General features: G+C 69.9%; 15 protein-coding genes. 9 read left to right on the top strand and 6 right to left on the bottom strand.

Features of this window, described 5'->3' with window-relative positions:
• Positions 1-195: 195 nt before the first annotated feature.
• The 5 genes from ACFQS2_RS00440 (at position 196) to ACFQS2_RS00420 (ending at position 3,978) form a co-directional block, all read left to right on the top strand.
• On the top strand, positions 196-1,212 hold the full coding sequence (locus ACFQS2_RS00440; RefSeq protein WP_377792340.1) for a Gfo/Idh/MocA family protein: 1,017 nt from the start codon (positions 196-198) through the stop codon (positions 1,210-1,212).
• Between the two features lie 25 nt (positions 1,213-1,237).
• Positions 1,238-2,251 (top strand): Gfo/Idh/MocA family protein, encoded by a 1,014-nt coding sequence (locus ACFQS2_RS00435; protein ID WP_377792339.1) that lies wholly within the window; start codon positions 1,238-1,240, stop codon positions 2,249-2,251.
• 61 nt (positions 2,252-2,312) lie between these two features.
• Positions 2,313-2,816, top strand: a complete 504-nt coding sequence (locus ACFQS2_RS00430) for a hypothetical protein (RefSeq protein ID WP_377017758.1) — start codon at positions 2,313-2,315, stop codon at positions 2,814-2,816.
• Between the two features lie 13 nt (positions 2,817-2,829).
• Entirely contained in the window at positions 2,830-3,330 is a 501-nt protein-coding gene (locus ACFQS2_RS00425) for an HIT family protein (protein WP_377792338.1), read from the top strand.
• A 141-nt stretch (positions 3,331-3,471) separates the two neighbouring features.
• Positions 3,472-3,978, top strand: coding sequence for a hypothetical protein (locus ACFQS2_RS00420; protein WP_377017753.1), 507 nt, complete (start codon positions 3,472-3,474; stop codon positions 3,976-3,978).
• Positions 3,979-3,985: 7 nt separating this feature from the next.
• Here the strand turns inward: ACFQS2_RS00420 and ACFQS2_RS00415 are convergent, their stop codons facing one another.
• From ACFQS2_RS00415 to ACFQS2_RS00395, 5 genes are read right to left on the bottom strand one after another with little or no spacing between them, the layout of a single operon-like run.
• Positions 3,986-5,152 carry an ABC transporter ATP-binding protein gene (locus ACFQS2_RS00415; RefSeq protein WP_377017751.1) on the bottom strand — a complete coding sequence of 389 codons (1,167 nt, stop codon included), beginning with the start codon at positions 5,150-5,152 and terminating at the stop codon, positions 3,986-3,988.
• Complete coding sequence (locus tag ACFQS2_RS00410; protein WP_377792337.1) at positions 5,149-6,291, bottom strand: ABC transporter ATP-binding protein; 1,143 nt, start codon at positions 6,289-6,291, stop codon at positions 5,149-5,151. The genes ACFQS2_RS00415 and ACFQS2_RS00410 overlap by 4 nt, the downstream gene beginning before the upstream one ends.
• An 8-nt stretch (positions 6,292-6,299) precedes the next feature.
• Entirely contained in the window at positions 6,300-7,454 is a 1,155-nt protein-coding gene (locus ACFQS2_RS00405; RefSeq protein WP_377792336.1) for an ABC transporter permease, read from the bottom strand.
• Positions 7,451-8,452, bottom strand: a complete 1,002-nt coding sequence (locus ACFQS2_RS00400; RefSeq protein WP_377017745.1) for an ABC transporter permease — start codon at positions 8,450-8,452, stop codon at positions 7,451-7,453. The genes ACFQS2_RS00405 and ACFQS2_RS00400 overlap by 4 nt, the downstream gene beginning before the upstream one ends.
• 31 nt (positions 8,453-8,483) lie before the next feature.
• A complete protein-coding gene (locus tag ACFQS2_RS00395) occupies positions 8,484-10,499 on the bottom strand; it encodes an ABC transporter substrate-binding protein (protein ID WP_377792335.1) in 2,016 nt (671 codons plus the stop codon).
• Between the two features lie 288 nt (positions 10,500-10,787).
• Between ACFQS2_RS00395 and ACFQS2_RS00390 the strand changes: the two genes are divergently transcribed.
• The 4 genes from ACFQS2_RS00390 (at position 10,788) to ACFQS2_RS00375 (ending at position 15,895) form a co-directional block, all read left to right on the top strand.
• Positions 10,788-11,846 (top strand): LacI family DNA-binding transcriptional regulator, encoded by a 1,059-nt coding sequence (locus ACFQS2_RS00390; protein WP_377017741.1) that lies wholly within the window; start codon positions 10,788-10,790, stop codon positions 11,844-11,846.
• 126 nt (positions 11,847-11,972) lie between these two features.
• Positions 11,973-12,974 (top strand): LacI family DNA-binding transcriptional regulator, encoded by a 1,002-nt coding sequence (locus tag ACFQS2_RS00385; protein ID WP_377792334.1) that lies wholly within the window; start codon positions 11,973-11,975, stop codon positions 12,972-12,974.
• A gap of 186 nt (positions 12,975-13,160) precedes the next feature.
• Positions 13,161-14,603 carry a glucuronate isomerase gene (uxaC, locus tag ACFQS2_RS00380; RefSeq protein ID WP_377017737.1) on the top strand — a complete coding sequence of 481 codons (1,443 nt, stop codon included), beginning with the start codon at positions 13,161-13,163 and terminating at the stop codon, positions 14,601-14,603.
• Entirely contained in the window at positions 14,603-15,895 is a 1,293-nt protein-coding gene (locus ACFQS2_RS00375) for a mannitol dehydrogenase family protein (protein WP_377792333.1), read from the top strand. Before uxaC ends, ACFQS2_RS00375 begins: the two co-directional genes overlap by 1 nt.
• A 122-nt stretch (positions 15,896-16,017) precedes the next feature.
• Here the strand turns inward: ACFQS2_RS00375 and ACFQS2_RS00370 are convergent.
• A partial coding sequence (locus tag ACFQS2_RS00370) for a transposase (protein ID WP_377792270.1) occupies positions 16,018-16,601 on the bottom strand: 584 nt, incomplete at its 5' end.

Here is a 16,601-nt window from a genome sequence, read left to right as displayed (position 1 = left end):
TTGAACGCGAGCGGTGACGCCAAGTGAATCCCGCCCCGGAATTTATGGCCGCTTCTGCCACGCCGGCCGGCCGGAATGAACGCTGCGTGAACACCACTGAAGGCGTGCGGTGAAGGCGCAGAATCCGCATTTTCCTCCTCTAGCATCTCAGCGGCTGTCACGGTAAGCGATTCGAGCTTTCAGGAGGAACTGCCCATGTCCCACTCTCTGCGGGTCGCCGTCCTGGGAGCCTGGCACGTCCACGCCCGCGACTACGCTCGCGCCCTTCTCGCGCACCCGGACGTGGAGGTGGTGGGGCTCTGGGACGAGGACGCCGACCGCGCCGGGCAGCTCGCCGAGCAGCTGGGGATCGAGGTCGCCGCCACCCGGGACGAGCTGCTGGGACGAGCGGATCTCGAGGGTGTCGTGGTCACCACGGCCACCCGCGACCATGACGAGGTGATCGCCGCGGCGCTGGACGCCGGCAAGCATGTGTTCACCGAGAAGCTGCTCTCGCCCACGGTGGCGGGCTGCGAGACGCTGATGCGGCTGGCCGACCAGCACGAACGCGTGCTGACCGTCTCGCTGCCGCGCCTGGCTCTGGGCTGCGTGACCGCCCTGCGGCAGGTGCTGGAGGAGGGAGTGCTCGGCACGGTGGTCACCTCCCGTGTGCGCCTCGCCCACGGCGGCGCCCTCACCGGCCAGCTGCCCGACTGGTTCTACGACCCCGACGAGGCGCTCGGCGGCGCCCTCACCGACCTGGGAGCACACCCGGCCTGCATCACCCAGCTGATCCTGGGCGACGAGTTCGAGACCGTGAAGGCCACCTACGCCCACGTCATCGGCCGAGCCGTGGAGGACAGCGCCGTCGTCACGGTCGCCACGGCCGGCGGCGCGATCGGCGTCATCGAGACCGGGTTCGCCACCCCGTCGGGCCCCTTGAGCTTCGAAGTCCACGGCACCGAGGGCTCGGTGTTCTACGGCACCTACCCCGGCGGCGGCGATCCCGGAAGTGCCGGCCCCGACGGCGATGCCACGGGCGGCGCCCCCGTGCCCCGCATGTCCCTGCGCACCGCCGACGGATGGTCCGGGATCGAGATCCCCGCGAACGGACCCGCGCCCCTGCAGCAGTGGGCCGAGGCGATCCGACAGGGACAACCCACCACCGACAACCTCGCCCGTGCCCGCGCTCTGACCGCACTGGTCATCGCCGCGAACGACTCCGCCTGCTGACCCCCGCTCCCCGAGGAGACCTGACATGACCCCCACCCCCGCACCCCTGCGCGTCGGCCTGATCGGCGGCGGCAACATCGCCGACTCCCATCTGCGCGGTTACGCCGCGCACCCCGACCGCGTTCAGGTCACCGCGATCGCCGACGCAGACCCCGAGACCCTCTCCCGCCGCATCACCCAGACCGGAGCCGAGGGCTACGCGGACTTCCACGCCCTGCTCGCCGAGGCCGACGTCGATGCCGTCGACATCTGCCTCCCCCACCACCTCCACCGCAGCGCGATCGTCGCCGCCGCGCAGGCCGGCCGGCACATCCTGTGCGAGAAGCCGCTGTGCCTGACCGCCGAGGAAGCCGTCGCCGTGCGCGAGGCCGTGCAGGAGGCCGGCGTGAGCTTCATGTGCGCCCACAACAAGCTGTTCCTGCCGTCCGTGGCCCGGGCCAAGGAGCTCGTGGACTCCGGGGCCCTGGGCACCGTGTACGAGGTGCGCACCACCGATGCGTTCTACAACGACTTCGACCCCTCCACCATGGGCTGGCGCGCGAACGCCGCCACCTCGGGCGGCGGGGAGTTCATCGATACCGGCTACCACCCCACCTACCTGATGATGCACCTGGCCGGAGCCCGGCCCAGCTCCGTGTTCTCGATGATGTCCACGCACCGGCTGACGTTCATGGAGGGCGAGGACTCCGCCCAGGTGCTGGTGCGGTTCGAGGGCGGAGCCGTGGGCCAGATCCAGACGTCGTGGGCGTACCCGCGGGTGCCGGGCGCCGAGCGCTTCGCCGTGATGGGGGAGAAGGGGTCGCTGAGCTCCGACGGCATGACACTGCGCGTCTCGCTGCGGGACCAAGAGGCCGAGCAGGTCTACTCCACCAAGCTTCGCGACCCCTTCGCCGCGGAGATCGCCGCCTTCGTCGACTGCGTCCAGGACGGGCGCCCGCCGCTGCACGGCGTGCAGGAGGGCATCGACGTCCTCGGCATCATCCTGGCCGCGTACGCGAGCGCCGAGTCGGGTCGGGCCGAGGAGGTCGTCGCGATCTGAGCGGCGCCGCGACGGGCAGAGCCGCGTGGTGCCAACCCGTCCGATTGCTACGGTGTCGATCGTGCGGACGTCCAACTCTGTGAAGCTCGGTCCCCTGGCCCAGCTGGCTCTCGACGTCGCGATGTACTCGGCGGTCGGTGCCATCCCCGTCGGGCGACTGTACGGTCGTCAGGTCATGGTCCTCGTCTCGGCGTCCGCAATTGCCAGCGCGGCGGGCACGTACCTCGCCCTCCGAGCTCTCGCGAGAGCTCGGACGACCACGCCCGACGGCTGGATGCCGTGGACCCCTCACGCCGCACCGGCGGCGACGGGCGACGACGGAGGCCGCCCCCGGGGCCGTGAGGACCGGGCGGTGCTCTTCCGCCGAGCGGCCGTAGCCGCCGTGGCAGGGACGGTGTCGGCCGGGGTCACGGCGATCGGGGTGGCGGTCGACAGGCGGGCGGAACGGTTCTTCACGAATCGGGGCGTGCGGCATCCGAGACTCGCCGTGGGTCTGAGCCAAGGCGTCTGCTTCGGCGTGCTGACCAATGTCGCCGTGGCCATCGCCGACTCCAGTGATGAGTGAGGAACGCGCTGCAATGGCCGCACACCACCCGCCTTCCAACAGCCGGTACGTCCCCCGTACTCACGCCTCCGACGACGAGCTGTCCCGATGGAGGGAACAGCGAGCTCGCGTCGGCGCGCGCGTAGCGGAGCTGACCGAGAAGGGCATCTGCTACCAGTGCGAAGAACTCTCGACGGGACTCGTGCTCGGCCCGCAGTCCCTCGTCCTCGACGAGCCGGACGTGCGAGTCGCCCTGGCCGCAGACCCTCGCGCGCCCGGACACACCATCGTGGTGTGGAAGGCCCACGTGCAGGACTTCACCTCGCTGGAGGACGCGGACATCACCAGGCTCTTCACGGTGTGCCGTGACGTGGCAAAGGCGCTTCGCGCCGCGCTCTCCGGAGTCGAGCGCGTCTACCAGGTCTCGATGTGCGACGGACCGGTCAACCATCTCCACATTCAGCTGATCCCGCGCTACTCCGATGTGCCCATCGGATCCCAACGTCTCGTCGACCCCCCGGGGGCCGCTTCTTGATGGCCCGCAGATCGCAGACCGTATCCGCGGTGCACTTGAGACGCTGACGCGCTGAGTACTCGGCAAAGGTCGATCTGCGGCACCCAGCTTCCTCCGGCGGTCGCACGCGCCGACGAGCCGGAGGTGCGACATGCTGTGTCCATGGCGCACCTCGATCTGACCTTGGACGTCGGCACCCTCTCGCGAACAGACTTGAAGGAGGCTCTCGCCCATCGGAATGTCGGTCTCAATGAGCATGCGCAGACGCTGCTTGCCCACGGCGTGTTCCGCGAACCTGTCGCACAGTCCGTGCACGTGACGTCCGTTGCTGTGAGCGATCTGGGGTTCCGCGGCGGAGCGCGGCTCGATCAGATTCACGCTGCTGCACAGGAACGCGGGCTGGCACTCTGCCCACCGGACACGGGACCGTACCTCCGCTTGGTGCTGACGGAGCAGGAATCGGCACCCGACACGGTGATGTTGGCCGGCCGCGCACCGACCGGTGCGATCACAGTGGCCTCGTGGCCGTTGCATGAAGACGACGACTACCCGAAGGGGTTCTACCTGCGCGTGGTCGATGGGCGCCCGTGGCTACGTGGCTACCGGTGTGACAGTGAGTATCTCTGGTCGGCCGAGGACGTGTTCGCCGTTCAACGACCTGCCGAGTAGCCGGCCGTCAGGATGCCGGAGCCGGTGACGGTATGGTCGCCGGCTCCGCCGCCGCGACTCCCGGCTGTCCGGCGATGCCGCGCAGCGGCAGGTCCTCGGCGTAGTGGCACGCCGAGAAATGCCCGTCGGCCGCTTCCCGCAGGGGAGGGGTCGTGGTGCGGCACAGCTCGGTCGCGTAGTGGCAGCGGGAGGAGAACAGGCAGCCCTCGGGGCGGTCCGTAGGGCTGGGCACCTCACCCTTGGGAACGATCCGCCGGCGGGGAGCGTCCGGGTCCGGCTGCGGCACCGCCGAGAGCAGCGCCTCGGTGTAGGGGTGGCGGGGCCGGGAGAACAGGCTCTCGGTATCCGCGAGCTCGACGATGCGACCCAGGTACATCACCGCCACGCGGTCCGAGATGTACTCGACGATCGAGAGGTCGTGGGCGATGAACAGGTAGGACAGCCCCAGCTCGTCCTGCAGATCCTTCAGCAGGTTGATGATCTGGGCCCGGATCGACACGTCCAGCGCGGAGACGGCCTCGTCGGCCACGATCACCTTCGGCTCGGTGATCAGCGCGCGGGCGATCCCGATCCGCTGACGCTGGCCGCCGGAGAAGCTGTGCGGATAGCGGCGCAGGTGCGACGGGTCGAGCCCCACCTTCTCGGCGATCTCACGCACGCGGCGCTGCAGCTCCTGCTTGCGGGGCCGACGGGTCGCCCGCAGCGGCTCGGCGATGATGTCGAAGACGGTCATCCGCGGATCCAGGGAGGACATCGGGTCCTGGAAGATCATTTGGATATCCGGCCGGTGCTTACGCAGAGCGCGGCCCCTCAGAGCGAGGAAGTCGATCTCGCGGCCGCTCCCGGCCCGGCCGTCACCGCCGGGGCGCTCACCGGCCGAGCCCTCACGGGCGGGGCGCTCGCCGGCCGGTCCCTCGTCGGCGGTGCTCTCGGCGTTGCGGCCGCCCCGGTCGCCGGTGCCCTCGGGATCGTAGAGTACGGCCCCGGAGGTCGCCTCGATGCCGCGCACGATCACCCGGCCCAGGGTCGACTTCCCGCAGCCGGATTCGCCGACGACGGAGAGCGTCTCGCCCGCTTCGAGGGTGAGGGAGACGTCGTCGACCGCGGGAAAGGACTCCGTGCGCGAGACGCTGAACTCCTTGGTCACGTGCTCGATCTGCAGCAGCGCGCTCATGCGGGGGACTCCTCGGGGTGGGCGGGGGTGCCGGGGACAGCTGAGACGGCGGCAACGGCGGAGGCACGGGCCGGCTCGCTCGCCGCGGAGCCGACGAGCCGATCCGGCTCCGGCGCATCCGGGTCGTGCAGGAAGCAGCGCACGTGGTGGCGGCCGGTCAGCTCCAGCAGCCGCGGCTCGGCCGTCTCGCAGACCCCTTCGATCCGCGCGGTGCAGCGGTCGCGGAACGAGCACATCGGCGGCAGGTCGATCGCCTGCGGGACGGTGCCCTCGATGGCGTGGAGCCGTTCGTCCCGGCCCATGCCCAGCCGCGGGATCGAGCGCAGCAGGCCGCGGGTGTAGGGGTGCTGGGGGGAGGAGAACAGCTCGCGCACCGGGGCCTGCTCGACGATCCGGCCCAGGTACATCACCGCCACCTCGTCGCACATCCCCGCCACGACGGCGAGGTCGTGGGTGATGAACACGATCGCCATCCCGGTCTCCTCCTGCAGCTCCTGCATGAGCTCGAGGACCTGCGCCTGGATGGTCACATCGAGGGCCGTGGTGGGCTCGTCGGCGATCAGCACCTCCGGCTCGCACGAGAGCGCCATCGCGATCATGGCGCGCTGGCGCATGCCGCCGGAGAACTGGTGAGGGTACTGGTCGATGCGGCGCTCGGCGTCCCCGATGCCGACCCGCAGCATCCACTCCAGGCAGATGTCGCGGGCCTCGGCCCGGTCGCTGGTGCGGTGCAGCAGGATCGCCTCCATGATCTGGTCGCCGATCGTGTGCAGCGGGCTGAATGCCGTCATCGGCTCCTGGAAGATCATGGCGATCCGTCGCCCGCGCACGGCCCGGATCATCGGGCCGTCGGCTCGCAGCTCCATGAGGTCCAGCGCGTCGGACCCGTCGGCCCCGTGCAGCCGCACGGTCCCGGATTCATGGAACCGGGCCGGTTTCAGGCGCAGCAGCGTCTTGGCGGTCACGGACTTGCCGGAGCCGGATTCGCCGACGATGCCGAGGGTCTGCCCGGCGCGCACCTCGAAGGAGACGCCGTCCACGGCGCGCAGCAGGCCGTGCTCGGTGGGCAGGTGGACCGCCAGGTCCTGGACGCTCAGCACCGGGGTGCCGGTGGCGGTGTCATCAGCGGTGATCGTCATCGGGTGCCTCACTTGTGGGGGTCGGCGGCATCGCGCAGGCCGTCGCCCAGGAAGTTGAAGGCGAGCACCGTGATGATGACGAAGCCCAGCGGGATGAGCTTCCACGGATAGATCGCCACGTTGGTGATGTCCTGCGCCTCCTGCAGCAGCACGCCCCAGGAGGTGGCCGGGGCCTGCATGCCCAGGCCCAGGAAGCTCAGCGCGGTCTCGCCGATGATCATCCCCGGCACCGCCAGGGTCACGGCCACCACCAGGTAGGAGAGGAAGCCCGGGATCAGATGCGTGCCGATGATCCGCAGCGGGCGCACGCCCGCCACCCGGGCGGCCATCACGTAGTCCTCCTGCTTCAGCGAGATGAACTTCGAGCGCACCACCCGAGCCAGGCTGGTCCACTCGATGAACGCCATGATCACCGTGATGTACAGGAACATCGTGATCACCGGGACCCGCGAGGGGATCGCCGCGGCCAGCGCCATCCACAGCGGCAGCGTCGGGAACGAGCGCAGGATCTCGATGAGACGCTGGATGAGGAAGTCGGTGGTGCCGCCGAAGTACCCGGCGATCGAGCCGATGACGATGCCGAGCACGAAGCTGATCGCCACGCCGACCAGCGGGATCGTCAGCGAGACCTGCGAGCCCAGCAGGATCCGGGAGAAGATGTCCCGGCCCAGGCTGTCGGTGCCGAACAGGAACACGCGGCCGCTGCCCTCGGCGCCGAACAGGTGCAGGCTCGAGTTGAACAGCCCGAAGAAGGACCACTCCGAGCCCTGCGTGAAGAACTGCAGCTGGTGGATCTGCTCGTGATCGGCCACGAAGATCGGCCGCAGGGTCTCGGGGTCCCGCTCGAAGCTCAGGCCGTACACGAAGGGGCCGACGAACCGGCCCTCGTGGACGAGGTGGATCATCGTCGGCGGGGCGTCGACGTAGTCGGAGTCGTAGCTGGCCAGCGAATACGGTGCGAGGAACCCGGCGAAGATCGCCCCGAGGTACAGCAGCGCCAGCAGCACCATCGAGATCTGCGCCAGACGGTGCGCGGAGAGCTTGGCCCACATCAGCCGCCACTGACCGGCGGCGTAGTAGTCCTCCCGGCGTGCCGCGGCGGCCTCGAGCGAGGGTGCACGACGGCCGCGGAGCCGTCCCAGGGCGGGGGAGATGACGCTCATGCCAGGGCCCTCCTCTCGTCACGGATGCGGGGGTCCAGCCAGGCCAGGAGAATGTCGGAGATCAGGGTGCCGATCACCGTCAGGATCGCCATGAACCCCAGCCAGGCGCCCGCGAGGTACATGTCCTGGGCCATCAGCGCGGAGAGCATCACCGGGCCCTGCGTGGGCAGGTTCAGCACGATCGCGGTGATCGTCGAGCCGGTGAAGATCGCCGTCAGCGACCACCCGATGGTGGAGACGATGGGGTTCAGCGCGGCCCGCAGCGAGTACTTGCGCAGGTTGGTGGACTCCTTGACGCCCTTGGCGCGAGCGGTCAGCACGTGCTGCTTGGTCATCTCATCGAGCATCTGCCCGCGCATCACCCGGATCAGCTCGCAGGTCGAGGCAGTCCCGATCACCACCACCGGGATCACCAGGTGGCTGAGCATGTCCGCCACCCTCGCCGGGCTCCAGCCCTGGCCCGAGAACTCCGGGGACTGCAGGCCCAGCATGGGGTCCCCGAACCAGATGTAGGACAGATACATGAGGATGATGGCCAGCAGGAAGTTCGGTGTCGCCATGCCCAGGAACCCGACCGTGGTGAAGACGTAGTCGCCCAGCGAGTACTGCTTCACGGCGGAGTACACGCCGATCGGGATCGCCACCAGGTAGGTGAAGGCCATGGAGGCGACGGCCACGATCAGGGTCGTGGCCATGTACCGCTCCATCACCGCGAGCACCGGCTGGGAGTAGGCGAAGCTGTAGCCGAGGTCGCCGCGGGTGAGGATGCCCCAGATCCACGCCAGGTACTGCACGTACCAGGGGTCGTCCAGGCCGTACCGGTCCCGCAGCGCCTGCTGCTCGACGCGGCTGAGCTGCTCGCCCTCCTGCTGCAGCTCCAGGACCCGATTGGAGACATAGTCCCCAGGCGGCAGCTGGATGATCCAGAAGACGATCACCGAGATGACCAGCACCACCGGAATCATCGTCAGGGTGCGCCGAAGGATGTACGTCAGCACCTGGGCTCCTCCCGCGCGGGCGCACCGTGCCTCACGCCGTCTCGACCTCCGGATCGATGAAGGTGAACTGCGCGGGGCGGCCGTGGCCGAGGTCGCGGAACTCATCGGCGTAGGTGGTCTCGGTGGGCACGTTGGCCATGTTGTTGCTGACGGCGAACAGGCGCGGGACCGGCCCCGTGTAGCCGAGCGCCCAGAGGTTCTTCTGGTGCAGCTGGATGATCTGCTCGGCGTAGGTGTCGATCTGGGCGGTGTCCGTCTGCGCAGACATCTCCCGATAGATGGTGATCAGCTCCATGATGTCGCCGGTGGGCTCGACGCCCTCGGCCCCCTCGGAGGCGTACCAGGTGCCGTACTGGGTGTGCCAGGGCGTGCCGGCGCGCAGCGGGACCACGGTGTCCGGGCGGAAGATCGGGTGGATGCCGCCGATCGCGCCGCGCGTGGTCAGCTGCAGCTGGCCCGAGTCGTTCAGATCGCCGTAGCGGCCGCGGTCGACCAGCTGCACGTCGATCTGGATGCCGATCTCCTCGAAGTGATGCTTGAGCAGCTCCTCGAACTGGCCGGCCTGCGGCGCCTCCGACTCCTGGGTGATGACCAGGCGGAGCGGCTCGCCGTCGGGGCGGACGCGCCAGTCGCCCTCACGGGTCAGCCCCAGCTCGTCCAGCAGCTCGCCTGCGCGGTCGACGTCGTAGCTCGCCCATTTCTCGGCCCAGCCGTCCTGGTAGAAGGGACGGCCCTCGGCGATGGAGGACTGCTGCGGGGCTCCCAGGCCCAGCGTCAGCTGCTCGGAGAGGGCCTCACGGTCCACGGCGACCGAGAGGGCCTCGCGGAACCGCTCGTCGTGGAAGAGATCGCGCAGGGTCTGGTCCTCGGGCTCCATGTTGAACTGGATGCCGTTGGAGAACCAGTCGGCCGTCTCCCACTGGGCGACCGTGTAGTCGCCCTTCTCGGCGTTCTCCTGCAGCAGGGTGAAGGAGCCGAACTCGAACTGGGCGATGTCGAAGTGGCCCTCGAGCACCTGCAGCTCGACGTGGCTGGGGTCCTGGTAGGTCTCCAGGGACAGCTCGTCGATGTAGGGCAGCTGGTTGCCCTCGGGATCGGTCTTCCAGTAGTAGGGATTGCGCTCCCAGGTGACCTGCTCGGGGCCGGCGTCCTCGGTGGGGATCCAGGCGCGCAGCATCGGGCGATCCGACCAGAACCAGTAGTAGTAGCAGGCCGACTCGTACCAGCCCTCGAGGTCCTCGTAGCCGCGCTCCTTCGCGATGGCCAGCGCCGCCTCCTCGCCGATGAACTCGTCGAGGACCTCCTCCATCCAGTGCGCCGGGGCGAACATCCACTTCGCATCGATCGCGACGCGCTCGAGGAACATCGGGCGCGGATGCTGGAAGGCGACCTGGACGGTGTGGTCGTCGACCGCGGAGAACTCGGCCATCGCCCGCTCGCCGGTGGCGGGGTCGGTGGACCAGAAGGCGTCGTAGACGCTGCGGCCGAAGATCTCCGGGCGCATGATGTGCTCCCACCACATCATCACGTCCGCCGAGGTGAAGGCGTGGCCGTCGGACCACTTCATGCCCTTGCGCAGGTGGATCGTGTACTCGGTGAGGTCGTCGTTGACGTCGAAGCCCTTGGCGACGTTGGGCTCGACGCCGTCACCCTCTGGGGTGAAGCGGAACAGCGCCTCCTCGGTGGGCTTGCCGATGTCCCAGGGGCCCTCCTGGGCGGACTTGGTCGGGAAGTTCCAGGTGCCGCCGTAGGCACCGATCTGCTCGTGGACCGGCTCGACCATGATGTCGGCGAGCTCGGGCATGCGCTCGGCGACGGGCGGGAGCTCGCCGGCCTCGACGCGCTCGGCGAGCATGGGCGGCTCGGTCAGCGAATCGGCCGAGGTGATCTCGTCGACCTCGTTGATGGCCTCGACGTCCCCGGAGGCCGAGCCCTCGGAGTCGTTCGCGCAGCCGGCGAATGCGACCAGCCCCATTCCTCCCAGGGCCCCGAGAGCGGTGCGGCGACGGATTTCGACGGGGGTGCGGGTGCGGCTGGGAATGGCCATCTGATTCTCCTCCGAGTAGGCATGCGACGTTCCCCGTCGAGCTCCGGGGCATCTTCGGAAGATGACCGTACGGTGCGAATTCGTCCGGCCGGTGAACACGATTCACGGCCACGGTGAACGGGCGCGAGGAAGGCGTGTGATATTTGCTTTATTCAGCTCCGGCGAGCACTGAATTCAGTGAGGATCGCTCCCGCAGGGTGACGCGAGGGTGAACGCTCGAGGAAGAGCCCTGGTCACGAGGTCTCGCGGCGTCGAGGCGGCTGGTGGCCGGCGCTACCCTTCGAAGTCATGGCCCAGCAGACCGGCAAGCTCACCCTCCAGGACGTCGCCGCGCGGGCAGGCGTCTCCAGCACGGCCGTCTCCCTGGCCCTGCGGGACCGCCCGGGCGTCTCGGAGGGGACCCGCGACCGGATCCTGGCCGCGGCCGAGGAGATCGGATATCGCGCCGTGCGTCGTGGCCCGAACCGCACGGCCCCGGGCACCGTCGCCGTGCTGCTGCGCGACATCGTCAGCGTCTTCTCCCACGACGTCGTCTCCGGGATGGAGGAGGCCGCCGGCGACGCGGGGCTGCGGCTGATGTTCTTCGACGGGCGCGGCGACCTCGAGCACCTGCGCACCGAGTTCGAGGAGCTCAGGGCCGAGAAGCTGCGCGGCATCGTCACCTTCGGCACGGCCATTCCCGCCGAGATGCTGCAGAAGGCCGCTCAGCGCACGCCCGTCGTCCTGGTCGGCAAGGCGGAGCGCGCGGTTCCCGGGGTGGACGTCGTCAGCAACGACGACGTGCTCGGGGCGCGCCTGGCGGTGGAGCACCTGGTGGGCCTGGGCCATGAGCGCATCGCCCACCTGGCCAAGGGCAGCCTCCGCGCCGAGGGGTACACCCAGGGGATGCGGGACGCGGGTCTGGAGCGGCACCTCCAGATCGAGGGCGGCAGTGTGGAGACCCTGAAGCCCGCGATCCGCTACCTGCTGTTCTCGATCCTGCAGGAGGAGAACTCCCCGACCGCCGTGTTCGCCGAGACCGACGGGGTGGCCATCGATTTCCTCGGGGCCGCGGTCGATGCCGGCCTGCGCGTGCCCGAGGACATCAGCGTGGTGGGGTACGACAGCACCCGCCAGACCGAGATGATCCGGCCGCGGCTGACCTCGGTGCGCCAGCCCCGCCACCAGATGGGCGTCTCGGCGATCCGGCTGCTGCAGGAGCGGGCCGACGGCCGGAACGAGGACCGCGACCTGATTCTCGAACCCGGCCTGGACGTGCGCGAATCCTCCGTCGCCCCGCGCACCGCCAGCTCGGTGGTGGCCCCCTCCTCGCTCAGCGCCCGGTACCGCAGGCTCCAGCTGCACTGAGGGCGGCGGTCCCGTCGGCGTCCACGGCGCGGGCAGTTGCCGCTGGTTGCCGACCGCCCCGGTAGAGTCTCCTGCGGATCTCTTCAGAACGGGCAGTGCCGAGCGGGCAGGAACGGAGCCGGATACGTGGCGGACGATCGCGTGACCATCTACGACGTGGCCAAGGCCGCCGGGGTCGCGCCCTCCACTGTCTCGCGGGCCTTCTCCCGTCCCGGCCGCGTCAGCGCCGCCACCCACGCCAAGGTGATGGCCTCGGCCAAGGCGCTCGACTACCGCACCACCGCCCCGGCCACGCAGGAGCGCGGGGTGCGGCACCAGCGTCTGGGCATCGAGATCGCGGACCTCACCAACCCCTACTTCGCCGAGCTGGTCTCCGGGATGCAGGAAGCGGCCCAGGAGCAGGACTTCCTGCTGCTCCTGCTCGACACCGTCGAGGACGTGGACCGCGAGCGCGCCAGCCTCGAGAGCGCCCTCGATGTCGTCGACGGAATCGTCCTCTCCGGCACCCGGCTCTCCGACGCCACGCTGAACCACCTCAGCAAGCGCCTCCCCGTGGTGGTGCTGAACCGCCGGGTCGCGGGCCTGGACTCCGTCACCCCCGACTACGAGCACGGCATGGGCCAGGCGATGGCGCACCTGGCCGAGAACGGCATCCGCACCGTCACCTACGTCGCGGGCCCGGTGAACTCGTGGTCCGACGGGGAGCGGTGGCGTGCGGCCCGCACCGCCGCCCGCTCCCATGACCTGCTCGTCCACCGCCACGGCCCGTTCGCCCCCACCATCGCCGGCGGCGAGCAGGCCTTCGAGGACCTGCGGGAGAAGCTGCCCCACGCGGTGGTCTGCTACAACGACCTGGTGGCCTTCGGCTTCCTGGTCGCCGCGCTGCGCGCCGGGGTGAAGATCCCCGCCGAGCTCTCGATCATGGGTCACGACGACATCCCCCTCTCGCGCTACCTCGGGGGCGGCCTGACCACCGTCGTCACCCCCAAGCGCGCCCAGGGCAGCGCCGCCATCGAACGGCTGATCCGACGCATCGAGAACCCGTCGGCCCACCGCACCCCCGTCGAAGGATCGCTGCCGGTGCGGCTGGTCCCGCGCGGCACCACCGGGCCGCGCGGGCAGGCCTGAGCGGGCCGACTGCGGACAGGCCTGAGCGGGCCGACTGCGGGCAGGCCTGAGCGGGCCGACTGCGGGCAGGCCTGGCCGGAGCGCCTGCGGACTGGCCCGGCCGGACCGTGCTGACCGATGCCCTGACCAGCGGCAACCCATGACAACCGTGGGCCGCCCGAGGCCGCCCCGCGCCACCATGGCGCCATGAGCAACGACGCCTTCGTGCCCCACCCCGACCGCCTGCTGCCCGCCGATCCCACCGTCCGGGACCTCGCGCGCGGCCTCTACGAGCAGATGAAGGACCAGCCGATCGTCTCGCCGCACGGCCACGTCGATCCGCGCCTGCTGCTCGAGGACGAGCCGTTCCGCGATCCCACCTCGCTGTTCATCACCCCGGACCACTACGTCAACCGGCTGCTGCACGCCCGCGGCGTCGACCTCGCGGACCTCGGGGTCGGCCGCGGCCCGCTGGAGGAGAAGGACTCCCGCGCCGCCTGGCACCTGCTGGCGACGCACTGGCATGCCTTCGCCGGCACCCCCTCGCGCTACTGGATGGAGCACGAGTTCCACGACGTCTTCGGCCTGGAGACCGTGCTCTCCCCGGCCACGGCCGATGCGATGTACGACGAGATCGCCGACAAGCTGACCCGGCCGGAGTTCCGCCCGCGCGCCCTGTTCGACCGCTTCCAGATCACGGTCATGGCCACCACCGACGATCCGGTCGACGACCTCGCCCCCCACGACGCGCTCGCCGCCGACGACGCCTTCACCGGCCGCGTGATCCCCACCTTCCGGCCGGACAAGTACCTCGAGCCGGCCCGGGCCGACTTCGTCCAGCTCACCGACGCCCTCGGTGCCGCGGCCGGCGTGGACACGAGCACGTACGACGGCCACTACGAGGCGATGCGCATCCGCCGCGAGTACTTCCGCGACCACGGCGCCGTCTCCTCGGACCACGCCCACATCGACCCCGGCACCGCGCGGCTGGAGGAGAACGAGGCCCGCCGCCTCTACACCGCCGCTCGCGAGGGCCGCATCGACGAGGACTCCGCCGTCGCCCTGCGCCGCCACCTGCTGGCCGACCAGGCGCGCCTGGCCGCCGACGACGGCCTGGTGCTGACGATCCACCCCGCCGTCCTCCGCAATCACCACCAGGCCACCTTCGAGCGGTTCGGGCCCGACGTCGGCTTCGACATCCCGGTGCCGGTGGACTACGTCCACTCCCTGGCCCCGATGCTCAACGACGTCGGCCTCAGCCCGAACTTCCGCACCGTGCTGTTCACGATCGACGAGACCGTCTTCTCCCGCGAGATCGCCCCGCTGGCCGGCGTGTACCCCTCCGTCTACGCCGGCGCCCCGTGGTGGTTCATCGACGCCCCCGACGCGATCCTGCGCTACCGCCGCGCCGTCTCCGAGACCATCGGATACTCTCGCACCAGCGGTTTCATCGACGACACCCGCGCGTTCTGCTCGATCCCGGCCCGGCACGACATGGCCCGCCGGCTGGACGCCACCCACCTCGCCGGACTGGTCGCCGAGCACCGGATGCGCCACGAGGACGCCGCCGAGCTCGCCGTGACCCTGCCCGAGCAGCAGCCCCGGGACGTCTTCCGTCTCGGACCGGCCGCTGGAGAGGACCCCTCCTGATGTCTCAGCCCATCCCCGCCACCGGTGCCGCCGCCGCGACCGACGAGGGCCGACTGGTCCACCTCGGCATCGGCAACTTCGCGCGCGCCCACACCCTGGTCGCCACTCAGCGCGCCGGCAACTGGTCGGTCAGCGCCTTCACCGGCCGCTCCGCCGCCATGGCCGACGCCCTGAACGCCCAGGGCGGCCGCTACGGCCTGATCGTCCGCGGCGCCGAGGGCGACGAGGTGAGCATCGTCGACGTCATCGACGAGACCTACCCCGCCGACGACGTCGACGCCCTGGTGCGCCTGCTGGCCGACCCCTTCACCGCCGTGGTCACCCTGACCATCACCGAGAAGGGCTACGCCGCCGGCACCGACCCGGCAGTGTCCGTCCCCGCCCGGATCGCCCTGGGCCTGAAGGCCCGCCGCGAGGCCGGCGTCACCGAGCCCATCGCGCTGGTCTCCTGCGACAACCTCAGCGGCAACGGCGAGGTCCTGCGCGCGGCCGTGCTCGCCGCGACCGACGAGGAGACCCGCTCCTGGTTCGACGACCACGTCGATGTCATCTCCTCGATGGTCGACCGGATCACCCCGTCGGCCGATGACGCCGCCGGGGACCTCGTGCTGGAGCGCACGGGCCTGCCGGACACGGTTCCGGTGGTCACCGAGCCCTTCACCGAGTGGGTGCTCGAGGACCGTTTCCGCGGCCGCCGCCCCGAATGGGAGAAGGCCGGCGTCCAGTTCACCGACGACATCGGCCAGCACGAGCTGCGCAAGCTGCGCCTGCTCAACGGCGCCCACACCCTGATGGCCTACGCCGGCCAGCTCGCCGGCTGCGACCGGGTGGACGAGGCGATCGGTCACCGCGAGGTGCGCGCCCTGGTCGAGCGGCTCTGGGACGAGGCCCGCTCCACGCTGCCGCTGCCGCCGACCGACCTCGACGCCTACACCGCGGCCCTCGAGGAGCGCTTCCGCAACCCGCGCCTGGCGGACAACCTGATCCGTATCGCGGCCGACGGCTCGGCCAAGCTGACGGTGCGCGCCCTGCCCGTGATCGCCGAGCGCGGGGGCCCGGAGCAGGCCCCCGGTGAGGTCGCGGCCGTGGCCGCCTGGACTGCCTGGGTCACCGAGCGGATCCGCGCCGGAGAGGAGGTCAAGGACCCCCGGGCCGACGAGATCGCGGCCGCCGCGCGACTCGACAAGGACGCGGAGCGGGTCACCGCCCTGCTGGCCCTGCTCGACGTCGCCGCCGACGACCCGCTGGTACCCGCCGTCCTCGCCCAGGAGATCCGCCTCCCGCGCCCCTGACCCGGCCAGCACCGGTACCGGGCCGTTGGCCCCGGCCGGCCCGGCCCTGTTTCCGGTCGTCTGGCACGAACGTGTAGCTGACGGGTGTTGTCAAGCTGGTTGGAGTCAGTGGCTGTTCTGGGTCAGGCTGTTTGCACGAGGTGGTTGATCCCGACCGTCGCTGGTGGGGACGGCGTTTTGGGTTTTGCTCGGAAGCGCTCGGGATGGGACTCGTAGTACCGTTGTAGGGTCGCCTCGCGCCTTGCCCACACTGTGCGCCATGTACCAAAGTGCACTTGCGATGGCGTGAAGTGGGCGACGCCAGAGTGGTACTGCTGATTGTTCGCCCACACGGTATATGCGTGGTCGAACTCACGAGCGTTCTGCAAGCTCTCGAAATACTCCGGGTATGACGACCGGCTTTTCATTGTGCTGAACTCGGCCTCAGAGTACGGGTTGTCATTGGAGACATATGGCCGACTATTGCTGGCCTCGATGCCGTGCTCATCGAAAAGGTTCATGAGCGCGGTTGACTTCATTGTCCCACCGTTGTCTGAGTGGATCACTCGAGGGGCGCCCTCCCTTGCGATGGCTTCGGTAAACATTTCAACGGCGTGACATCCTGCCGAGTCGATCTCAACTCGACTCGCGATGCGATACCGGGAGAAAATGTCAATGACCGAGTACATCTTGAAGGTGATGCGGGAGTAGGTTGATTTCAACTCGG

Origin of the sequence: Brachybacterium sp. GCM10030267, from assembly GCF_042666875.1 — a bacterium.
Classification (GTDB): Bacteria; Actinomycetota; Actinomycetes; order Actinomycetales; family Dermabacteraceae; genus Brachybacterium.
This window is presented reverse-complemented; position numbering and strand designations above follow the sequence as displayed.

What these genes read in the sequence shown, in the direction of transcription:
- ACFQS2_RS00375 (WP_377792333.1), top strand. Translation starts at nt 14,603, where the DNA reads ATGTCTCAGCCCATCCCCGCCACCGGTGCCGCCGCCGCGACCGACGAG.
- ACFQS2_RS00425 (WP_377792338.1), top strand. Translation starts at nt 2,830, where the DNA reads ATGGCCGCACACCACCCGCCTTCCAACAGCCGGTACGTCCCCCGTACT.
- ACFQS2_RS00395 (WP_377792335.1), bottom strand. Translation starts at nt 10,499, where the DNA reads ATGGCCATTCCCAGCCGCACCCGCACCCCCGTCGAAATCCGTCGCCGC.
- ACFQS2_RS00410 (WP_377792337.1), bottom strand. Translation starts at nt 6,291, where the DNA reads ATGACGATCACCGCTGATGACACCGCCACCGGCACCCCGGTGCTGAGC.
- ACFQS2_RS00415 (WP_377017751.1), bottom strand. Translation starts at nt 5,152, where the DNA reads ATGAGCGCGCTGCTGCAGATCGAGCACGTGACCAAGGAGTTCAGCGTC.
- ACFQS2_RS00405 (WP_377792336.1), bottom strand. Translation starts at nt 7,454, where the DNA reads ATGAGCGTCATCTCCCCCGCCCTGGGACGGCTCCGCGGCCGTCGTGCA.
- ACFQS2_RS00440 (WP_377792340.1), top strand. Translation starts at nt 196, where the DNA reads ATGTCCCACTCTCTGCGGGTCGCCGTCCTGGGAGCCTGGCACGTCCAC.
- ACFQS2_RS00390 (WP_377017741.1), top strand. Translation starts at nt 10,788, where the DNA reads ATGGCCCAGCAGACCGGCAAGCTCACCCTCCAGGACGTCGCCGCGCGG.
- ACFQS2_RS00420 (WP_377017753.1), top strand. Translation starts at nt 3,472, where the DNA reads ATGGCGCACCTCGATCTGACCTTGGACGTCGGCACCCTCTCGCGAACA.
- uxaC (WP_377017737.1), top strand. Translation starts at nt 13,161, where the DNA reads ATGAGCAACGACGCCTTCGTGCCCCACCCCGACCGCCTGCTGCCCGCC.
- ACFQS2_RS00435 (WP_377792339.1), top strand. Translation starts at nt 1,238, where the DNA reads ATGACCCCCACCCCCGCACCCCTGCGCGTCGGCCTGATCGGCGGCGGC.